The sequence below is a fragment of the Flavobacterium odoriferum genome (genome assembly GCF_025499515.1).
In the GTDB taxonomy this organism is placed as follows: Bacteria; Bacteroidota; Bacteroidia; order Flavobacteriales; family Flavobacteriaceae; genus Flavobacterium; species Flavobacterium odoriferum.
Genome location: NZ_JAMKFA010000010.1, coordinates 129,596 through 147,218 on the forward strand (window position 1 = coordinate 129,596; position 17,623 = coordinate 147,218).

17 protein-coding genes and 3 tRNA genes are annotated in these 17,623 nt (G+C 33.6%); 12 read left to right on the top strand and 8 right to left on the bottom strand.

Annotated elements, in window-relative coordinates; genetic code table 11:
• Positions 1 to 40: 40 nt before the first annotated feature.
• The 10 genes from M9Q43_RS09085 to M9Q43_RS09130 all read left to right on the top strand — a co-directional run bounded on the left by M9Q43_RS09085 (position 41) and on the right by M9Q43_RS09130 (position 10,514).
• Positions 41 to 2,335 (top strand): oxidoreductase, encoded by a 2,295-nt coding sequence (locus M9Q43_RS09085; protein ID WP_262318618.1) that lies wholly within the window; start codon positions 41 to 43, stop codon positions 2,333 to 2,335.
• 27 nt (positions 2,336 to 2,362) lie between these two features.
• Entirely contained in the window at positions 2,363 to 2,716 is a 354-nt protein-coding gene (locus M9Q43_RS09090) for a four helix bundle protein (protein WP_262318619.1), read from the top strand.
• A 17-nt stretch (positions 2,717 to 2,733) separates the two neighbouring features.
• Complete coding sequence (locus tag M9Q43_RS09095) at positions 2,734 to 4,314, top strand: AMP-binding protein (RefSeq protein ID WP_262318620.1); 1,581 nt, start codon at positions 2,734 to 2,736, stop codon at positions 4,312 to 4,314.
• Between the two features lie 17 nt (positions 4,315 to 4,331).
• Positions 4,332 to 4,751 (top strand): acyl-CoA thioesterase, encoded by a 420-nt coding sequence (locus M9Q43_RS09100; protein WP_262318621.1) that lies wholly within the window; start codon positions 4,332 to 4,334, stop codon positions 4,749 to 4,751.
• Between the two features lie 79 nt (positions 4,752 to 4,830).
• The gene (locus M9Q43_RS09105; RefSeq protein ID WP_262318622.1) at positions 4,831 to 5,811 is read left to right on the top strand and encodes a carbon-nitrogen hydrolase family protein; all 981 of its coding nucleotides are present in this window, start codon (positions 4,831 to 4,833) and stop codon (positions 5,809 to 5,811) included.
• A 3-nt stretch (positions 5,812 to 5,814) separates the two neighbouring features.
• Entirely contained in the window at positions 5,815 to 7,065 is a 1,251-nt protein-coding gene (locus M9Q43_RS09110) for a serine hydrolase domain-containing protein (RefSeq protein WP_262318623.1), read from the top strand.
• Between the two features lie 24 nt (positions 7,066 to 7,089).
• Positions 7,090 to 8,202 (top strand): cupin domain-containing protein, encoded by a 1,113-nt coding sequence (locus M9Q43_RS09115; RefSeq protein WP_262318624.1) that lies wholly within the window; start codon positions 7,090 to 7,092, stop codon positions 8,200 to 8,202.
• An 85-nt stretch (positions 8,203 to 8,287) separates the two neighbouring features.
• Positions 8,288 to 9,196, top strand: coding sequence for a fumarylacetoacetate hydrolase family protein (locus tag M9Q43_RS09120; RefSeq protein WP_262318625.1), 909 nt, complete (start codon positions 8,288 to 8,290; stop codon positions 9,194 to 9,196).
• A gap of 88 nt (positions 9,197 to 9,284) precedes the next feature.
• The gene (locus M9Q43_RS09125) at positions 9,285 to 10,031 is read left to right on the top strand and encodes a maleate cis-trans isomerase family protein (protein WP_316044629.1); all 747 of its coding nucleotides are present in this window, start codon (positions 9,285 to 9,287) and stop codon (positions 10,029 to 10,031) included.
• Entirely contained in the window at positions 10,032 to 10,514 is a 483-nt protein-coding gene (locus tag M9Q43_RS09130) for a HEPN domain-containing protein (protein ID WP_262318626.1), read from the top strand.
• Between the two features lie 3 nt (positions 10,515 to 10,517).
• On the opposite strand, the gene M9Q43_RS14200 is transcribed toward M9Q43_RS09130, so the two are convergent.
• Positions 10,518 to 10,727 (bottom strand): matrixin family metalloprotease, encoded by a 210-nt coding sequence (locus M9Q43_RS14200; RefSeq protein WP_408611253.1) that lies wholly within the window; start codon positions 10,725 to 10,727, stop codon positions 10,518 to 10,520.
• 15 nt (positions 10,728 to 10,742) lie between these two features.
• The gene (locus M9Q43_RS09135) at positions 10,743 to 11,135 is read right to left on the bottom strand and encodes a hypothetical protein (protein WP_262318627.1); all 393 of its coding nucleotides are present in this window, start codon (positions 11,133 to 11,135) and stop codon (positions 10,743 to 10,745) included.
• Between the two features lie 60 nt (positions 11,136 to 11,195).
• Between M9Q43_RS09135 and M9Q43_RS09140 the strand changes: the two genes are divergently transcribed.
• Both M9Q43_RS09140 and M9Q43_RS09145 read left to right on the top strand, forming a co-directional pair.
• The gene (locus M9Q43_RS09140) at positions 11,196 to 11,771 is read left to right on the top strand and encodes a Crp/Fnr family transcriptional regulator (protein ID WP_262318628.1); all 576 of its coding nucleotides are present in this window, start codon (positions 11,196 to 11,198) and stop codon (positions 11,769 to 11,771) included.
• A 67-nt stretch (positions 11,772 to 11,838) separates the two neighbouring features.
• Complete coding sequence (locus M9Q43_RS09145) at positions 11,839 to 12,561, top strand: sterol desaturase family protein (RefSeq protein WP_262318629.1); 723 nt, start codon at positions 11,839 to 11,841, stop codon at positions 12,559 to 12,561.
• 188 nt (positions 12,562 to 12,749) lie between these two features.
• Here the strand turns inward: M9Q43_RS09145 and M9Q43_RS09150 are convergent, their stop codons facing one another.
• The 6 genes from M9Q43_RS09150 to M9Q43_RS09175 form a co-directional block, all read right to left on the bottom strand.
• Entirely contained in the window at positions 12,750 to 13,847 is a 1,098-nt protein-coding gene (locus M9Q43_RS09150) for a slipin family protein (protein ID WP_262318630.1), read from the bottom strand.
• Positions 13,848 to 14,191: 344 nt separating this feature from the next.
• Positions 14,192 to 14,259 (bottom strand) — tRNA-Leu (locus M9Q43_RS09155).
• A gap of 506 nt (positions 14,260 to 14,765) precedes the next feature.
• Positions 14,766 to 14,839, bottom strand: a tRNA-Arg gene (locus tag M9Q43_RS09160).
• Between the two features lie 5 nt (positions 14,840 to 14,844).
• Positions 14,845 to 14,916, bottom strand: a tRNA-Asn gene (locus M9Q43_RS09165).
• A 747-nt stretch (positions 14,917 to 15,663) separates the two neighbouring features.
• Entirely contained in the window at positions 15,664 to 16,551 is an 888-nt protein-coding gene (locus M9Q43_RS09170) for a hypothetical protein (protein ID WP_262318631.1), read from the bottom strand.
• 12 nt (positions 16,552 to 16,563) lie between these two features.
• Positions 16,564 to 17,622, bottom strand: a complete 1,059-nt coding sequence (locus tag M9Q43_RS09175; protein WP_262318632.1) for a nucleotidyltransferase domain-containing protein — start codon at positions 17,620 to 17,622, stop codon at positions 16,564 to 16,566.
• Position 17,623 lies beyond the last annotated feature (1 nt).

Below are 17,623 nucleotides of genomic sequence, written 5' to 3' on the forward strand. Positions count from 1 at the left end.
CTAATTATCAATTATTCATTGTTAATTATCAATTAAAAAGATGAAAATAACAGTTATAGGTGGTGGTCCTGGCGGACTTTACTTTTCGATATTAACCAAAAAAGCAATGCCACATTGCCAAATCGATATTTACGAACGCAATAAACCCGACGATAGTTTTGGTTTTGGCGTAGTGTTTTCAGACGAAACCTTAGGGGAATTCCTAAAACGCGACATGCAATCGTATGAATTAATTCGTAGCAAATTTGCGTATTGGGACGATATTATTGTTGCTCGTGATGGAGAATCTGTTAATATTGCCGGAAATGGATTCTGTGGTTGTTCTAGAAAAACACTTTTACAATTATTACAACAAAGATGTATCGAAGAAGGTGTAAATCTGCATTTCGAGCAAAATGTAGATGATTTATCACAATTCGCCGATTCAGATATTATTTTAGCTTCTGACGGAATTGCAAGTGCTATTCGAACTCAATACCAAAAAGAATTTGGCACCAAAATCGAACTAAAGAAAAACCGCTTTGTTTGGTTAGGCTCTACAAAACCGCTGGATGCATTTACCTATTTCTTCAGAAGTACACCTCACGGAACTATAGTTGCTCACTCCTATCAATATGAAGAAGGTATGAGTACATGGATTTTTGAATGTTCAGATGAAACCTGGCAAAAACACGGTTTTGAAGTGACTAACGAAGAAGATACGATGACCAAAATCGCAGAAATCTTCAAAGAAGAATTAGATGGTCATCCGCTAATCTCAAACAAATCACATTGGCGTCAATTTCCGCATGTAACGAATCAAAATTGGCATCATAACAATATTGTTCTATTAGGTGATGCCAAAGCCACAGCCCACTACTCTATTGGTTCAGGAACAAAATTAGCTATGGATTGTGCTATCGGATTATCGGATGCCGTAATTGCTAATCCGAACAACGTGCAAGCGGCTTTTGAGCAATATGATAAAACCAGAAGAAATACAGTAGAAATGATTCAATATGCCGCAATCGTTTCTTTAGATTGGTTCGAAAATATGGATCGTCACATGCAACATTCCTTCCAACAATTTGCTTTTGGATGCATGACCCGTTCTAAAAAAGTGACATATGAAAATTTACGTTTGAGAGATAGTTCGTTTACGGATAAAGTTTTAGAAGAATTCAATGACAATTGCAATGTCAATATCAAAAATCAATCAGCAGCTTTTTCAAAATTCAAATTAAGAGAAATAGAGCTCCCAAACCGCATCGTTATGGCGCCAATGGGACAATATTCCGCTACAGACGGATTGGTTTCTGATTGGCATTTAGTGCATTACGGAAGTCGTGCTACCGGTGGCGTTGGGTTAATCATTGCCGAAATGACCGCAATTTCAGAAACCGGAAGAATTACAGAAGGTTGTGCGGGAATTTACAATGCAGAACAATTAAATCAATGGAAAAAAATTACCGATTTCATTCATAATAATACCGAAACAAAAATCGGAATTCAATTAGGGCATTCTGGAAGAAAAGGTGCTACTAAAAAACCTTGGGAAGGCAATGGACCAATGGAAACACCTTGGGATTTAATTTCCGCTTCTCCTATTGCGTTTAATGAAAATTTCTCCATTCCAAAAGAAATGACTTTGGAAGATATGGCGGAAATCAAAGCACAATTCGTTCAAGCAGCTAAAAATGCAGACGAAGCTGGATTTGATATGATAGAATTACAAGCGCATCATGGATTTTTATTAGCTTCTTTCTTATCTCCATTAACTAATATTCGTACGGATGAATATGGTGGAAGCATTGAAAACCGTTTGAAATATCCATTAGCAATTTTTAAAGCGATTCGTGACGTATTTCCATCTGAAAAACCTATTTCAGTACGAATTTCAGCAACAGATTGGGCAGAAAACGGAATATCAGAACAAGAAGTGCTTACTATTGCAACTGCTTTTAAATCTGCTGGAGCTGACATCATTAATGTTTCAACAGGAAATACTGTAGCAGGTCAAAAACCATTAACAGGTAGAATGTGGCAAACGCCTTTTTCGGATGCCGTTCGAAATACCATTCATATTCCAACCATTACTGCGGGCTATATTCAGGATATCGACCAAATTAATACCATAATTCTTAACAGAAGAGCCGATTTAGTCGCTTTAGGACGTCCTTTATTGTTGGATGCAAATTTTGTGAGAAATGCACAAGCTTACGAACAATTTCAAGCAAATGATATTCCAAATCCTTATAAAATGGGAGTTTCACATTTGTATCTGCTAAAAGCTTCTGAAAGAAAACAAGTGGAAACTATGAAAAAAGCATTAAAACCAAAAAGCAATAAGAAATAAATAATTACGAATTAGAAATTACGAATTATGAAAAATGATAACGTTGTTCAAATAAAAAGTTATGCTTTTGCTGTTCGAATAATAAAAGTTTTTAAATATTTATCTGAACAAAAAAAAGAATTTGTTTTAAGTAAACAGCTATTAAAATGTGGAACTTCAATTGGAGCTAATATTGAAGAAGCCATTGGAGGACAATCAGGAAAAGATTTTTTCGCCAAATTAACCATATCATATAAAGAAGCAAGAGAAACACATTATTGGATTAGATTACTAAAAGATACTGATTATTTATCTGTTGAGGAGGCTGATAGTTTGCTTAAAGATGTTGATGAGTTACTTAGAATAATTGGTTCTATTCAAAAAACGTTACGTAATTCGTAATTTAAAATTCGTAATTAATGAAGGATAATTTTGCACATATAAGTTTACCGAGTTCTGAGTTTCAACCAGAATATACCTTTTTGGATTTACCTCAATTTCAACATCCCGAAATGCTGAATTGCGTGGATAGATTGTTAGACAACCACATTCGTGAAGGTCGCGGAAATAACATTTGTATTCGCACATTTGAGGAAACTTGGACCTATCAAGATTTATATGAAAAAGCGAATCAAATTGCACATGTTTTGGTAGATGATTTAGGCTTACAATCAGGTAATCGCGTTTTGATTCGTTCGGCTAATAATCCGATGATGGTCGCTTGTTGGTTCGCCATTTTAAAAGCGGGCGGGATCGTTGTTGCCACCATGCCATTGCTTCGTTCCAAAGAATTAACTACAATTATAGATTGTGCTGAAATTTCGCATGTGTTGTGTGATAAGGAATTGGAAGAGGAAATCCATTTGGTAAAGTCTGATTTCTTAAAGCAAACTTGTTTTTACGGAAATTCGCAACTGGAAGAATTAATGGCAGATAAACCAAAAACATTCGACAATTATCATTCAAAATCTGATTCAGTTGCATTGATTGGATTTACTTCAGGAACAACAGGTTTGCCTAAAATGACCGCACATTATCACAAAGATATTTTAAATATTTGCGAAGCATTTCCAAACTATTCTTTGCAACCAACACAAAACGATATTTTCACAGGAAGTCCGCCATTAGGATTTACATTTGGTTTGGGCGGATTGGTTTTGTTTCCAATGTATTTCGGAGCTTCCACATTTCTAATTGAAAAACCAAGTCCAGATTTATTATTAAAAGCGATTCAAGATTTTAAAATAACGATTTGCTTCACTGCTCCTACCGCTTGGCGCATCATCACAACTAAAGTTCAAGAATACAATATTTCGAGTTTAAGAAAATGTGTGTCTGCCGGTGAAACTTTGCCATTGAAAGTCTGGCAAGATTGGTATGATGCTACAGGTTTAAAAATCATTGACGGAATCGGTGCTACCGAAATGTTGCATATTTTTATTTCATCCAATGAGGATAACATGAAACCGGGCGCTACAGGTAAAGCCATCACAGGTTACGAAGCTAAAATCATAGATAAACAAGGTGACGAAGTACCAAGAAACGAAGCTGGAAGATTAGCCGTTCGTGGAATTACAGGTTGCAAATACCTAAACCGAGAAGAAAAACAAAGAGAATACGTCGAAAACGGTTGGAACATCACAGGTGATATTTTCCGTCAAGATGAAGAAGGTTATTTTTATTTTGTGGCGCGTGGCGATGATATGATTATTTCTTCGGGGTATAATATTGCGGCAATTGAAGTAGAATCCGTACTTTTAACGCACGAAGATATTTTGGAATGTGCCGTAGTAGGTTTACCAGATGAAGAACGAGGAATGTTAGTTTGTGCGCATATTGTATTACACGATACAACTAAAGCGACAGATGTAATGAAGAATCGTATTCAACACTGGTTCAAAGAAGTAGCCGCTCCGTATAAATATCCAAGAGTAATTAATTTTGTGGAATGTTTGCCGAAAACTGAGACAGGAAAAATACAACGATTTAAGTTGAAATAAGTATCAAGTCATATATAATGAGTCAATTTACAAAACAAGAAAAAGTACGCTTCCAACATGTTGATTATGCTGGAATTGTCTTTTATCCCCGATTTTTAGAAATGCTAAACTGTTTAGTAGAAGATTGGTTTGAAGAAGCCTTAGATCGTCCTTTTTCAAAAATGCACGAAACTAATGGGATTCCGACGGTGGATTTAAAAATTCAATTCAAAAACGCTGCTAGATTAGGCGAAATCTTAACCAAAAAACTTTGGGTAAAAGAGTTAAAAAACTCATCCATACTTTGTGGTTTTCAATTTGTAAATGAATCTGAAAATACAGTTTTAGAAGGCGAAGTCACTTTAGTTAACGTAGCTTTCAACCCAGAAAGAAACGGCATCAAAGCAGAACCTTTCACAGAAGAAATGAAACAAAAAATAAAGCAATACGAATTATAAAACTAGGAACACGGATACAATAAATTATGTAAATTTTAAAAATTTCTACAATCCGTGTTCCAAAAAAAACAATTCACAAATGGAATTCAAAAAATTCAAAGCCGCAACCGTTCAAACGTCACCTGTATTTCTAAATGTAGAAAAAACAGTAGATAAAGCCATTTCTTTCATTAAAGAGGCAAGCAATAACGGAGCTAAATTAATCGCTTTTCCAGAGGTTTTTATCGCTGGATATCCGTATTGGAATTGGATTATGACTCCAGTTCAAGGTAGTAAATGGTATGAAGAATTGTATAAAAATTCGGTTGACGTAACGGGTCCAGAAATCAAGAAACTTTGCTTAGCTGCCAAAGACAATGACATTCATATTGTGATGGGAATCAACGAGCGAGGCAAAAGCTATGGCGAAATTTACAATACCAATTTAATCGTCGATAACAAAGGCGTTATCGTTGGAAAACACAGAAAGTTAGTCCCAACATGGGCAGAAAAACTAACCTGGTCTTCAGGTGATGGTTCTTCTTTAAAAGTCTACAATACAGAAATTGGACCTATTGGAACTTTAGCTTGCGGCGAAAACACGAATACTTTAGCGCGTTTTACGCTACTTTCTCAAGGCGAATTGATTCATATCGCCAATTATATTTCGCTTCCCGTAGCGCCACCTGATTACGATATGGCGGAGGCGATTAAAATTCGTGCCGCAGCACATTCGTTTGAAGGGAAATTATTTACGATTGTTTCTTGTTCGACTGTTTCACAAGAAATTAAAGATGCTTTACGTGCTGATGTGCCAAATGTAGATGAATTATTGGATAGAAAAAGTTCAGCTTTTTCAGGATTTATAGGTCCAAATGGCGCTGTAATTGGGCAACCGCTAATCGATGAAGAAGGTATGGTGTATGCCGAAATTGATTTAGCAAAGTGCATCCAACCAAAACAAATGCACGACATTTTAGGACATTACAATCGATTTGATATTTTCGATTTGCGGGTAAACACTGCTCCTACTCGAAAGATTACGTTTATTGATAATCACGAAGAGTTTAATAAGAGATAAAAAATGAAAAAAATAATCATATTTTTATTTTCGTTGCTTCTATATTCTTGTACTAAGAAGGAAAAAACACATTCTTCTGAATTTCTTTTAGCTCAAAAGGAACTTACAGAACAATTGACAAAAATTAGTAAGCAAACTGATTTTAATGGTTTTGGAGTAGCAATTGTAAACGAAAATGAAGTGTTATATCAAAATGGTTTTGGAATAGCTAATTTGGAACCCAAGCAAGAATATGACGAAAATACGGTTCAAAATATTGCATCTGTATCGAAAACATTTATTGGTATTGCCATACTTAAGGCACAAGAATTAGGGAAATTACAATTGGATGACCCAATTAACAAATACCTATCTTTCAAAGTTACCAATCCATATTATCCAAATATTCCAATTACCATTAGACAATTAACCACACATACATCTTCAATAAATGATAATGAAGTTTATATGAAAAAAACAATCGTATTAAACGACACTATTAATCTTAAACAAAATCTTGATATTGATATTTTACCAACAAAGTTTAATCCACCAGCGGCTAAAATAACTATAGAAGAATTTTTGAAAAACACATTGGATAATAGAGGTAAATGGTATTTAAAAGATGTATTTCTTAACAAAAAACCTGGTGAAATTTACAACTATTCTAACATTGGAGCAACGCTTGCAGCTTTAGTCTTAGAAAAAGCAACTGGTATTTCTTATGATAAATTCACAACAGAAAATATATTAAAACCACTTCAAATGAATTCGTCTGGATGGAGCTTTGATTCGGTTAATTATTCGAAATGCACAAACACCTTTCAAGACAAAAAAACTCCCTATCCATTTTATTCCTTAAATACCTATCCATATGGAGGACTACTAACAACTTCCAAAGATATGGGAAATTATATTAGCGAACTTTTGAAGGGATTTTTAGGAAAAGGTACTTTATTGAATAAAGAAAGTTATCAAGAATATTTTAGACCGCAACTTCAAGCTAAAAACTTCATAGATAGAGATACAAGCGAATATGGAGATTATAATATTGGTATTACCATGACTATTTTTCCATCGGGTAATTTTGGGCATTTTGGAGGAGATCCTGGACTTTTTTCCGTTATTCAATTTGATAAAAAGAAAAAAACAGCCAGATATTATATTATAAATACCAATCCAAGTGGACCAGAAACAAATAAATATCACAAGCAAATTAATGATGCTTTAGACATATATACAGAAAAACTAAATACATTAAGCAAATTAGAATAGTTGTATACGATTTAAAATAATATTATGGAAGAAAATAATTATTCAGACGATGTTTACGGAAGAGCTCGTGTTCAGGACTCTCCCGAATTAATAGCGTACTACAAAGAATTAGAAACACTTGGCGCTGGTGCATTGTGGACGGTTGCCAACGACATAGAACCTTGGGAACCACGCTCTTCTTCTGTTCCAATGCTTTGGAAATATGATGATTTACGCGATTTGGTTTTAAAATCATCCGAATTAGTAACACCAGAACAAGCTGGAAGACGTGTTGTTTATTTAGTTAACGACAAACGAAAAGACGTTTCAGCTGCTGTGGGTTGGTTGTATACCGGAATTCAAGTTACTCGTCCTGGAGAAAGTACTTCGGCGCATCGTCATCGTGCTTCTGCCCTACGCTTTATTATGGAAGGCGAAAAAGGATACACAGTTGTAGATGGCAATAAAATTATGTTAGAGGTGAATGATTTTGTAATTACACCAAATTCCACTTGGCACGAACATGGTGTTGAAGAAGGCGGAAAAACATGTATTTGGCAAGATGGATTGGATATTCCGTTAGTCAATGCTTTAGAAGCTAATGATTATGCGGTTTATGATGGGAAACAACCCTTAACAGCGCCACTGAATTTTTCTCCAATAACATATGGTTGTGCAGGATTAATTCCAGCCGATAAAACTTGGGATAAACCGTATTCTCCGCTCTTCAAATATTCTTGGAAAAATGTTTATCCAGCATTATTAGAAGCACAAAAAGTAAATGAAATCAATCCGTTTGACGGTATTTTTATGCAATATTCGAATCCTTTAACAGGCGGACATGTAATGCAAACTATGGGTGCAGCGATGCAATTATTACCCGCAGGATTCAAAGGAAAAGCGCATAAACATACGGGCTCGTTCGTGTACCAATGTGCGAAAGGAAAAGGCTTTACTATTATTAACGGAAAACGTTTTGATTGGAAAGAAAGAGATATTTTCTGTGTTCCGAGTTGGGCTTGGCACGAACATCACAACTTATCGGAAACTGAAGATGCTTGCTTATTCAATTTCAACGACTTACCAGTAATTGAAAAATTAGGATTATTCCAAGGAAGAGAATTAACAGACAACAACGGACACCAACAAATTCAATAACAATATCAAGTTCAAAAAATAATAATAATTAAAACTTTGCGAACTTTGCGTAAAACTTAGCGCTCTTTGCGTTTAAATAAAAAACATGAAACTACTTACTTACAAAACACAAGATACTGAGCCTCGTTTAGGCTTTATTCATAACAACCAAGTCATCGATATGCAAGATTTTGGAGATGTTTCCAATTTCCCGTTACCCAATGATATGTTGGAATTAATTGATATGGGATTTGAAATTATTCCAGAAATTACAGAAATGATTGCCGAAACACCTGAGAATTTTTTCGAAGAAATCGCTTATGAAATGGATGAAGTAACGATTTTAGCTCCCATCGAAAAACCAAGAAAAAATATAATCGGAATTGGTTTAAATTATACCGAACATGTGGCGGAAAGTGCTCGTACATTAGACACCACTGGAAAATTACCAACCAAACCAATTATCTTCTCAAAACCACCAACATCCGTTACAGCAACGAATACAGAAATTATCAAAAATACGAAGCTAACTTCGCAATTGGACTGGGAATGTGAATTAGCGGTAATCATCTCAAAGAAAGGAAAATATGTACCTAAATCGGAAGCTTTAGATTATGTATTTGGCTACACGGTTATTAACGATATCTCAGCACGTGATTGTCGCCGTGAAGGACAATGGATTGTTTCCAAAGGACAAGATACTTTCGCTCCAATGGGACCTGTTATAGTTACTAAAGACGAAATTGAAAATCCACACAACTTGAATTTATCATTAAAAGTTAATGGAGTTGAAAAACAAAATTCGAATACCAAATTCATGCTTTTCAACATCAACGATTTGATTGAAGATTTAAGCACCGTTTTCACTTTAGAAGCAGGCGACATCATAGCAACCGGAACTCCAGCAGGCGTTGGCGCAGGTCGTGACCCACAAGAATGGATGTACGATGGTGATGTGGTTGAAGCTACTGTGGAAGGAATTGGCACAATAGTAAATACAATTAAAGAAATATAATTACAAGGAACACGGATTAGAGAAATCTAAGAAATTTTTAAAATTATTTTAATTTTTTCAATCTGTGTTCCAGAAAGACACATTACAAATGAAATACAGAATAGGCCAAATAGTTCCATCCTCAAACGTAACGATGGAAACTGAAATACCAGCAATCTTCCGTTCCCGTGAAACCATTTTACCAGAACGATTCACCTTTCACAGCAGTAGAATGCGCATGAAAAAAGTAACCAAGGAAGAACTCGAGGCTATGGATGCGATGAGTTTAAAATGTGCGCAAGAATTATCCGATGCTCATGTTGACGTAATGGGTTATGCATGTTTAGTAGCCATAATGAGTATGGGACGCGGTTATCATTGCGTTTCGGAAGTGAATTTACACCAAGAAACGGTAGCGAATGACTTCCCTACTCCAATTGTAACTTCTGCTGGAGCTTTGATTAATGGATTAAAGGTTTTAGGTGCGAAACAAATTTCAATTATTACACCTTATATGCGTCCGTTAACGGATATGGTGGTAGATTATATCGAAAATCAAGGTATCAAAGTAAAACAAAGCATTGCGTTGGAAATTCCTGATAATTTAGAAGTAGCAGCTCAAAATCCGATGAATTTATTAGAAATCTACAAACAATTGGATTTAACCGATGTGGATGTTTTAGTGGCTTCAGCTTGTGTGCAAATGCCATCATTAGAAGCGATTGATTTAATTCAAGCAGAATGTGGCATTCCAGTTACTTCGGCAGCTGTTTGTACAACATATGAAATGATGAAAAAAATAGGAATCGAAGCAAAATCAGCTATTGGTGGCGAATTGTTGAGTGGGAAATATTAAATGATAAAAAAAATTCAACCGAAAGATATTTATAAGCAAGCTTTAGCATTTGAGAAATGTGCTAAAATTTTACATGATCATTATGATTTTTGGGATAACTCAACAAAAATTGGGGAGTTTATGAATGAATCTCTTTCGTTTGAACTTTATTTAAAAGCAATTTTACTTTTTGAAAAAAAAGAAATTAAAAGAACTCATCATTTTGATGAACTTTTTAAATTGCTATCTAAAGAATCTCAAGATGAAATAATTAAGTTTTTCAACAATAGTATAGATGAAGAAAAAGTTCAATTAAAATCATCATTAGAATCAATTTATAATTCAGAATTTACAAATGAATTAATTGAAATTTTACCACATTATAAGAATCTTTTTGTGGATGTTAGATATAAATTTGAAAAAGAACTAACTTATCCAATTATTTATTTACCAGAAGTTAGAGAAGCTTTAAAGAAGAGATGTAATGATTTAGGTATTTCCTAAAAACTAATTCAATTGCGCTTTACATTTCCCACACAACTTCAATTTAGCATTATCAATTGTTTTCACGCTTTCCACAGCATCAGTCATGACGCAAGTTTTATCAGGACAATGTGGTAAACCTAAATTATGTCCAAATTCATGAACGGCAACTTTTTTGAAACGTGTGAAATGTGTTTTTGAATTGGGATGTTGAATGCGAAAAGTCGAAACAATACAACTATTTCCTGGTCAATACGCCAAACCCATAATTCCCCAATCGGCATATTTGTAAGTTGGGGTTTTTATTTTTCCCAATTTGTCTTTTTTGGTTACCGAAATATCTTTAGTGGTTAATCCTAAAACAAAATCTAGCGAATCCACTTTATTTTTTTTCTGTAGATTAATCATTTTATCTGCACGATAACGTGGTGATTTAACTTCTGTAAAAGCTTCTTTATACAATTCTTTGGCTGGAAGCACAACTGTTTTAATCTGGTAAAAATCGGCAATTGTCTTAGCGATGGTATCGGTTTTATCTTCTGGAAATATGCCATAAGGTTGAATGCCAACGGTTAACTTTTCGGTTTCGTTGGATTGGCAACTAAAAAACAGAATCGCAAGAATAATTATAAACTTTTTCATACTTTTATGAAACGTGAAAACAATTAAAAAAGTATTTCTCAATTCAACTTCAATGACTTTATGCAAAATTCTGATATTCTTTTACAAACATTAAAACAGATTACTAATTTAGAAGCCCATGAAGAACAATTGTTCTTAGATGTTTTCAAACCTTACAAGTTGAAAAAGAATGAACACTTTTTACAAGCTACAGAAGTGTGTACTAAACTTGGTTTTTTGTGTAAAGGATTGGTTCGTTATTACGTTTTTAGAAATGATGAAGAAGCAACTTTGGAATTTACCAAAGAAGGCGAATTTGTTGCAGATTACGGAAGTTTTATTTCTAAAGAACCGTCAATACAAAATATTCAAGCATTAGAGGATTGTGAATTTTTAGTTATTGATTATGATAAATTACAAGAACTTTATAAAATTTCAAAAAATGCCAATTTATTAGGGAGAATCATCATTGAGCATCGATTTATTATAATGGTAAATCAATTGTTGACCGTTCATCGTTATAATCCAGAAGATCGTTATCGCTATTTTTTGGAACATTACAAGGATTTGACCCAACGTATTCCTCAATATTTAATTGCTTCCTACGTTGGAGTAAAACCACAATCGTTAAGCCGCATCCGAAAACGCATTTATTAACTTAGGTGCATCAATTGTATCTTTAGTGGATAGTAATTTTGGTATAGAAATCAATTAAAAAATTACTATGACACTTACCATCATCTTTATCGTTTTTGGAGGTTGCTTTTTATTAGAGCGATTAATTCCGGGTTGGAAATTGCCAGAAGTTCCTACTTGGACTATCAGAGTTTTAGCAGTAAACTTTATTCAATTAGGAGTTGTAACTTTAGCAGGTTATACTTGGGAAATTTGGCTTTCACAATATTCCTTATTCCATCTTTCAAATCATGTAAACCCATTTTTAGGTGGACTTATCGCCTACTTTATTGCAACATTTATCTTTTATTGGTGGCACAGATGGAGACACAAAATCGATTATCTATGGACACATTTTCACCAAATTCATCATAGTCCACAACGTTTAGAAGTTATTACTTCATTTTATAAGCATCCTCTGGAAATGACTGTAAATTCAATTATTGGAAGTCTATTAGTATTTACTACTTTAGGATTAGATGTTGAAGCTGGCGCTGTTTATACACTATTTACAGCTTTGGGTGAATTCTTTTATCATACTAATGTAAAAACTCCACAATGGGTTGGGTATATTTTTCAACGACCAGAAATGCACAGAATTCACCACGAATACAATAAGCATACGAATAATTATGGTGATATTGTTTGGTGGGACATGCTTTTTGGAACTTATGAAAATCCAAAAGAATTCAAATCATCATGTGGATTTGACAATGAAAAAGAACAACGATTATTTGAAATGCTTCAATTTAAAGATGTTCATAAAGAATAGGCTTAACATATAAAACCCTGAAAAATAATGTTCAGGGTTTTATTTTCAATCCAATTGACTCAAAACCATTGCTATTTTTAAAAAAAGGATAGCTACTTTTATCAAAGTCATTATCAATTCTTTATCATTTTCTTCTTTCATTTCTCTTAGTTTTTAAAAACCTCGAAAAATGAATTCCGAGGTTTTGATTATTTCACAAAAATGTCTTTCAACTGACTGATTACGTTACCACTTCCTGAAATGGTGATTTCACCAATTCGATCTGCGATTTTTTCCACGTATTCCATCTCTTTCAATTTCCACAACATTTCGTTTTCTTCCATTAATTTAGCGGTATTCAACATGCTACGCATCGCAGCTGTTTCTTCCCGTCTCATAATACTGTTGGCTTGTGCTTTTTTCTCTGCTACCAATACCTGATTCATGATTTCTTTCATATCACCTGGTAAAATAACATCTCTAATTCCAGCATCGGCAACACTTAAACCCAAGGCGTTGATTTTCTCCAACATGTTTTCCAAAATTTCTTTTGAAATTGTGTCTTTTTTGTTCAACAACTCATCTAAAGTGTAGCTACCAACTAAAGCGCGTAAAGCCAATTGCATTAACACGTACAACTGTTTGTCATATTCTTTGTTGTTTACCAAAGCTTTAACCGCGTCAATTACTTGAAAACGAACAAAGAAGTTAATCCGCAACGTTGCTTTGTCTTTTGTCAATAATTCTTGACCTGTAATTTCCATTTGTTGTTGACGAATATCTACGTTTTTAACTTCAATTGGAGTGGCGTTGTTCCAGAAATAGTAATTTCCAGCGGCCAATTCTTTTACAAAAGCACCATTTACAAACAACAAACCTTTTTCAAAGTTCAATACTTGATATTTTCTAGTGTACGCTCGCACTTTAATGTTTTCTAACAAAGCCACTGGAACCGCTTCTGTAATTTCTACCTTAGACAAATCAATTTTTGTAAATGTATTATCTAAATAACCTTTCCAAAACGCATATCTACCAGTAGTTAATACCTCTTTAAACATGCTATTTACATAGTATAAAGCGATTTCGTTATCGGTAATTTCTATTACTTCTAAAAGAGAAGCTAACTTTTCATTTTGCAATAAAATTGTTAATTCTATTGGTGCTACAAACGATTGTTTCATTTCATATATATGAACTTGTTTATTGCCAAAAATCCAATAAGAACCGGCTTCTAATACGTTAATTAATTTTCCTTTCTCAAATACCAAACCTACTCGGTATGCCTGAATTGTAATTCTGTTGATCATAATTTATATAGTTATCATTAAACATTCTATTAAAAAGAAAACCTTCAGTTCTTCGTCCAAAGTCCAAAACGGAAAAAAGTTAGTAATCAAAAGCATTCTAATGGGTTTCCATTCTATTTTGAAGTTAGCCGTAGCGAACAACAAGCAAATACAAAAGCAAAAGAACGGTTAGGAATACGAAGCCTTTTTCAGGTCTTTTCCTAAGTGTTTCTTTACGAACAAGTCGAGCAAAACTGACCAAGTCCGAAGATTTTCTTATGGTGCATCATTTTTAGGAGTGATGCCACTCGGCTACATTAAAAGTGTAGTGCTCTACCAACTGAGCTAACGCATCTTGAATTGCGTACGGGAATCGAACCCGCGCCAACTAACTGTTACAAGAACCTAAATCTTGCGCGTCTACCATTCCGCCATACTACTTTCGTAGCAGCAGGATTCGAACCTGCATAACATTTGTGATGATTTTTTGGAAAACCACCAAAACCTCCAAGCCAAGTTGAACAGTAAAACATCATTCGCAATTGCGAAACGAATACTACAATAGTGCTATACCGAAACACCCAACAAGACTCGCTTGATATTATTTATTCACCTAATTGTCATTTCGACTTAAGGAGAAACTTTAGTTCAGCGTAGCTAAATCTCATTATATTTATGAACTTCTTTATTGCTGAACAAAGATTCAAAACCTACTACGCAATTATTCTGCGTAGTAAAAATAATTTGTGGAAGTAGTAGGATTCGAACCTACTCAGTCAAAAGATAACGGTTTTACAGACCGCCCCAACTCTCCTACTTTGGCGTACTTCCATACATTAAGGCTTATTTTGAATGAATATTCAATTTCCCGAGAGACAGTCGGGAATCCCGATAATTATCGGGACCAATAAGCCTTGTTCCCTTTCTAAAGAACTCGTGTGATTTTGGAAGGACTCGAACCTTCAACCCTTTGCTTCGTAGGCAAATACTCTATCCAATTGAGCTACAAAATCAGTTGCGATTCTGGTAAGGTTCGAACTTACAACCTTTGAGTTAACAGCTCACTGCTCTACCCTTGAGCTACAGAATCAATATTTTTTGGCATAAAAAAAGCACCTTGTAAAAGGTGCTTCATATCATAACAATGGAATACTACTATCCCAAATGCCTATAAGTTTGCACCTGTTTATTCTTACATCCGAAATCATAATTCGGAGCTACATTACGTGAAGGATTAAAACAATCTATCATTGTTGTAATATTTAGTTTTTGAATGTTATTATATCGTGTTCTCATTTTTATTTGTTTTTAAAATCAACTCTGATTTCTGAATTCTGAATTCTTACTTCTAATTTTCTGTTGCAAAGATAAAGTCAAAAAAAAGTAACTTCCAAATCTTTTTTGAAATTATTTTACTGATAATCAATTAGTTATGTTTAATTTTTGGCAATAAAAATCCTGTCCGTTTTTCAACAGATAACTCGGATTTTTCAAATGACTGTCTCTCATTTGGTTACGCATTCACTCTTATTTTTTACTATCTCGTTTTATCATGAAATATTTTTTTACTTTTTTTTCGTTTTTATCATTTTATTTCTTCTTTTTTGTCACACTGAGCTTGTCGAAGTGTTTTATCATATTATTTTAAACAAAAAAACGCCCTTTTTGCAAAGGACGTTTCGTATATTTTGGTGTAATTTTACTAAAAACAATAACTATTCTTCATAAAAACACATACAACGTCCGTTAATCTCCATAGGAAAATCTATCGCAGAGCGATTTGAATTTAGACTAATATGTTGCTTTTGTGTTTTCATTTCGAGGGCAAAGATATAAACTATTCGTCTGCAATAAGAGTAAAATTTGAAAAATCAAAAAAATAATCTACTTCTTCATTATAAATATTAATTGCAGGGAAAAACATTTTATTCGATTGTTTTTCATTTTTGATCCAATCATTTAGCTTTTTAACATTATTTTCAAAACTCCCAACAATATTCTTATCATTAGAACGAGCATCTTCAATAAATATAGTTCCATCGATAGAAACCCTTAATAGTAATTTTATTTGTCGTTTAGAATCAAAGATTTTATCTAAATCTAAAATTTCATAAATTTTATTATTAAATGACATATAGTTAGAAACAAAATTCTCAACTGGTATTTCACTTAAATTGCTAAACATTGGACCTCTTAATATAAGTTCATTACGATTATATTTATCTTCATAGGTCTCCATTTTATAACTTATCGGTATTAAATAAACACCATCCAAATTTTTATTTAATGTTAAACTTTTGGCAGGGATAATTTTTTTTCCAATACTATCTAAATAATCAAAATGCTTTGTATATAAAGATGAAATTTCATTTATATAGCTTTTAAATGCCTTTCTTCTTGAATACAAATCTTTCAACTCAATTTTTCCATCACTAGTAATAACAACACGTGCTGTACCTCTATCAGCATAATACATTCTAATTTTATTATTTGAGATAAAAATTGAAGCATATAAGTTACTTAAAATTTTATCAATATTATCGTTATCACTTATACTTTTATTATAAGAATAGGGTAAAACTGGTAATGTTTGAATCTTTTCAAGACTATCTTTAGATATTATATTATAAACTTTTTTTTCATTAATTTTCAATGAATCTTTATCAACTTGTGAGTGTAGTTGTGAAATCATAAAAAATAGAAGTAGTATTAATTTTCTTTTCATTTTTAATTTGTTTTAATTATATAATTCTTTTCGCATTTCTACTAAAACAGCTATTAATTTCTCAACATCAGGTGTTTCAGGTAAAGTTGAAGTTGTGTATAAATGCTCAATCGAAGCAATCAAATCATCTGCTTTTTGTAATAACGCATCATATTCCATTTCACCCGCTTTTATGGCTAACAATTCGTCACGATTAGAAACTCGAATATTCAATGTTCCTGTAGACAAAATTTGCTCAGCCGTTTGCAGCAGTCGTATGGTATGCATCATGTTTTTGCTGTCGTAATTTTTACCGTGTTGCTGATTCGTATTGTAGCGCTCTTCGTTGCGTTTTTCTATCCAATCCCAATACTCTGCATATTCTTTACAATATTTGGAATAGCCTTCTAAATTGCACGATAAATAAGCTATTGGCTCAGCTCCTTTTGGAATGGAAGAAACCGAAACTTCATTAGACAATTCATTTTTGATGATGCCACGATACCCTAAAGTTGTATCGGAATCATAAAACACAGCATAAATTCCTTTGGCATTGGGAACATTGATTAAGCCACATTGTTCTTGAGAAAGGTTTTGTTCCATTAACCATTTAGATAACGGAACCGAATCATAACCCTTTAAAATAGCACAAAAATCCAATAAACTCTTGCGCTCTTTGGGTAATGGATTCAAGATTTTCTTATTTAAACCGCGGGCTTTTTTAATTTGCGTCATAGCATAACCTGCAAAACTATCTTTGCACAATTTTGACAAGAAATCTTGCAATTGCAAACGTTCCATTAACGGATGCTTGTACAAAATACAATCTGCTGGTGAAGCTAAAATTTCTAAAATATTGGGATTGTTTTTTAACAACAACTCCACAAAACTACCCAACTCATAATACACTTCATCATTGCTTTCATTGCTGATTTGCGGAATATAATGCAACCCATAAAACTGCGCTTTAGGCAAATAATAAACGCCTTTTATATCCGTATCTGAAGTTGGTGTGTTTAACCCAAACGACTTACTCCCCGAAATTACTTCGAAGAGGATTAGGTTTTGGGTATGGAGGTCTTGGATGGTCATT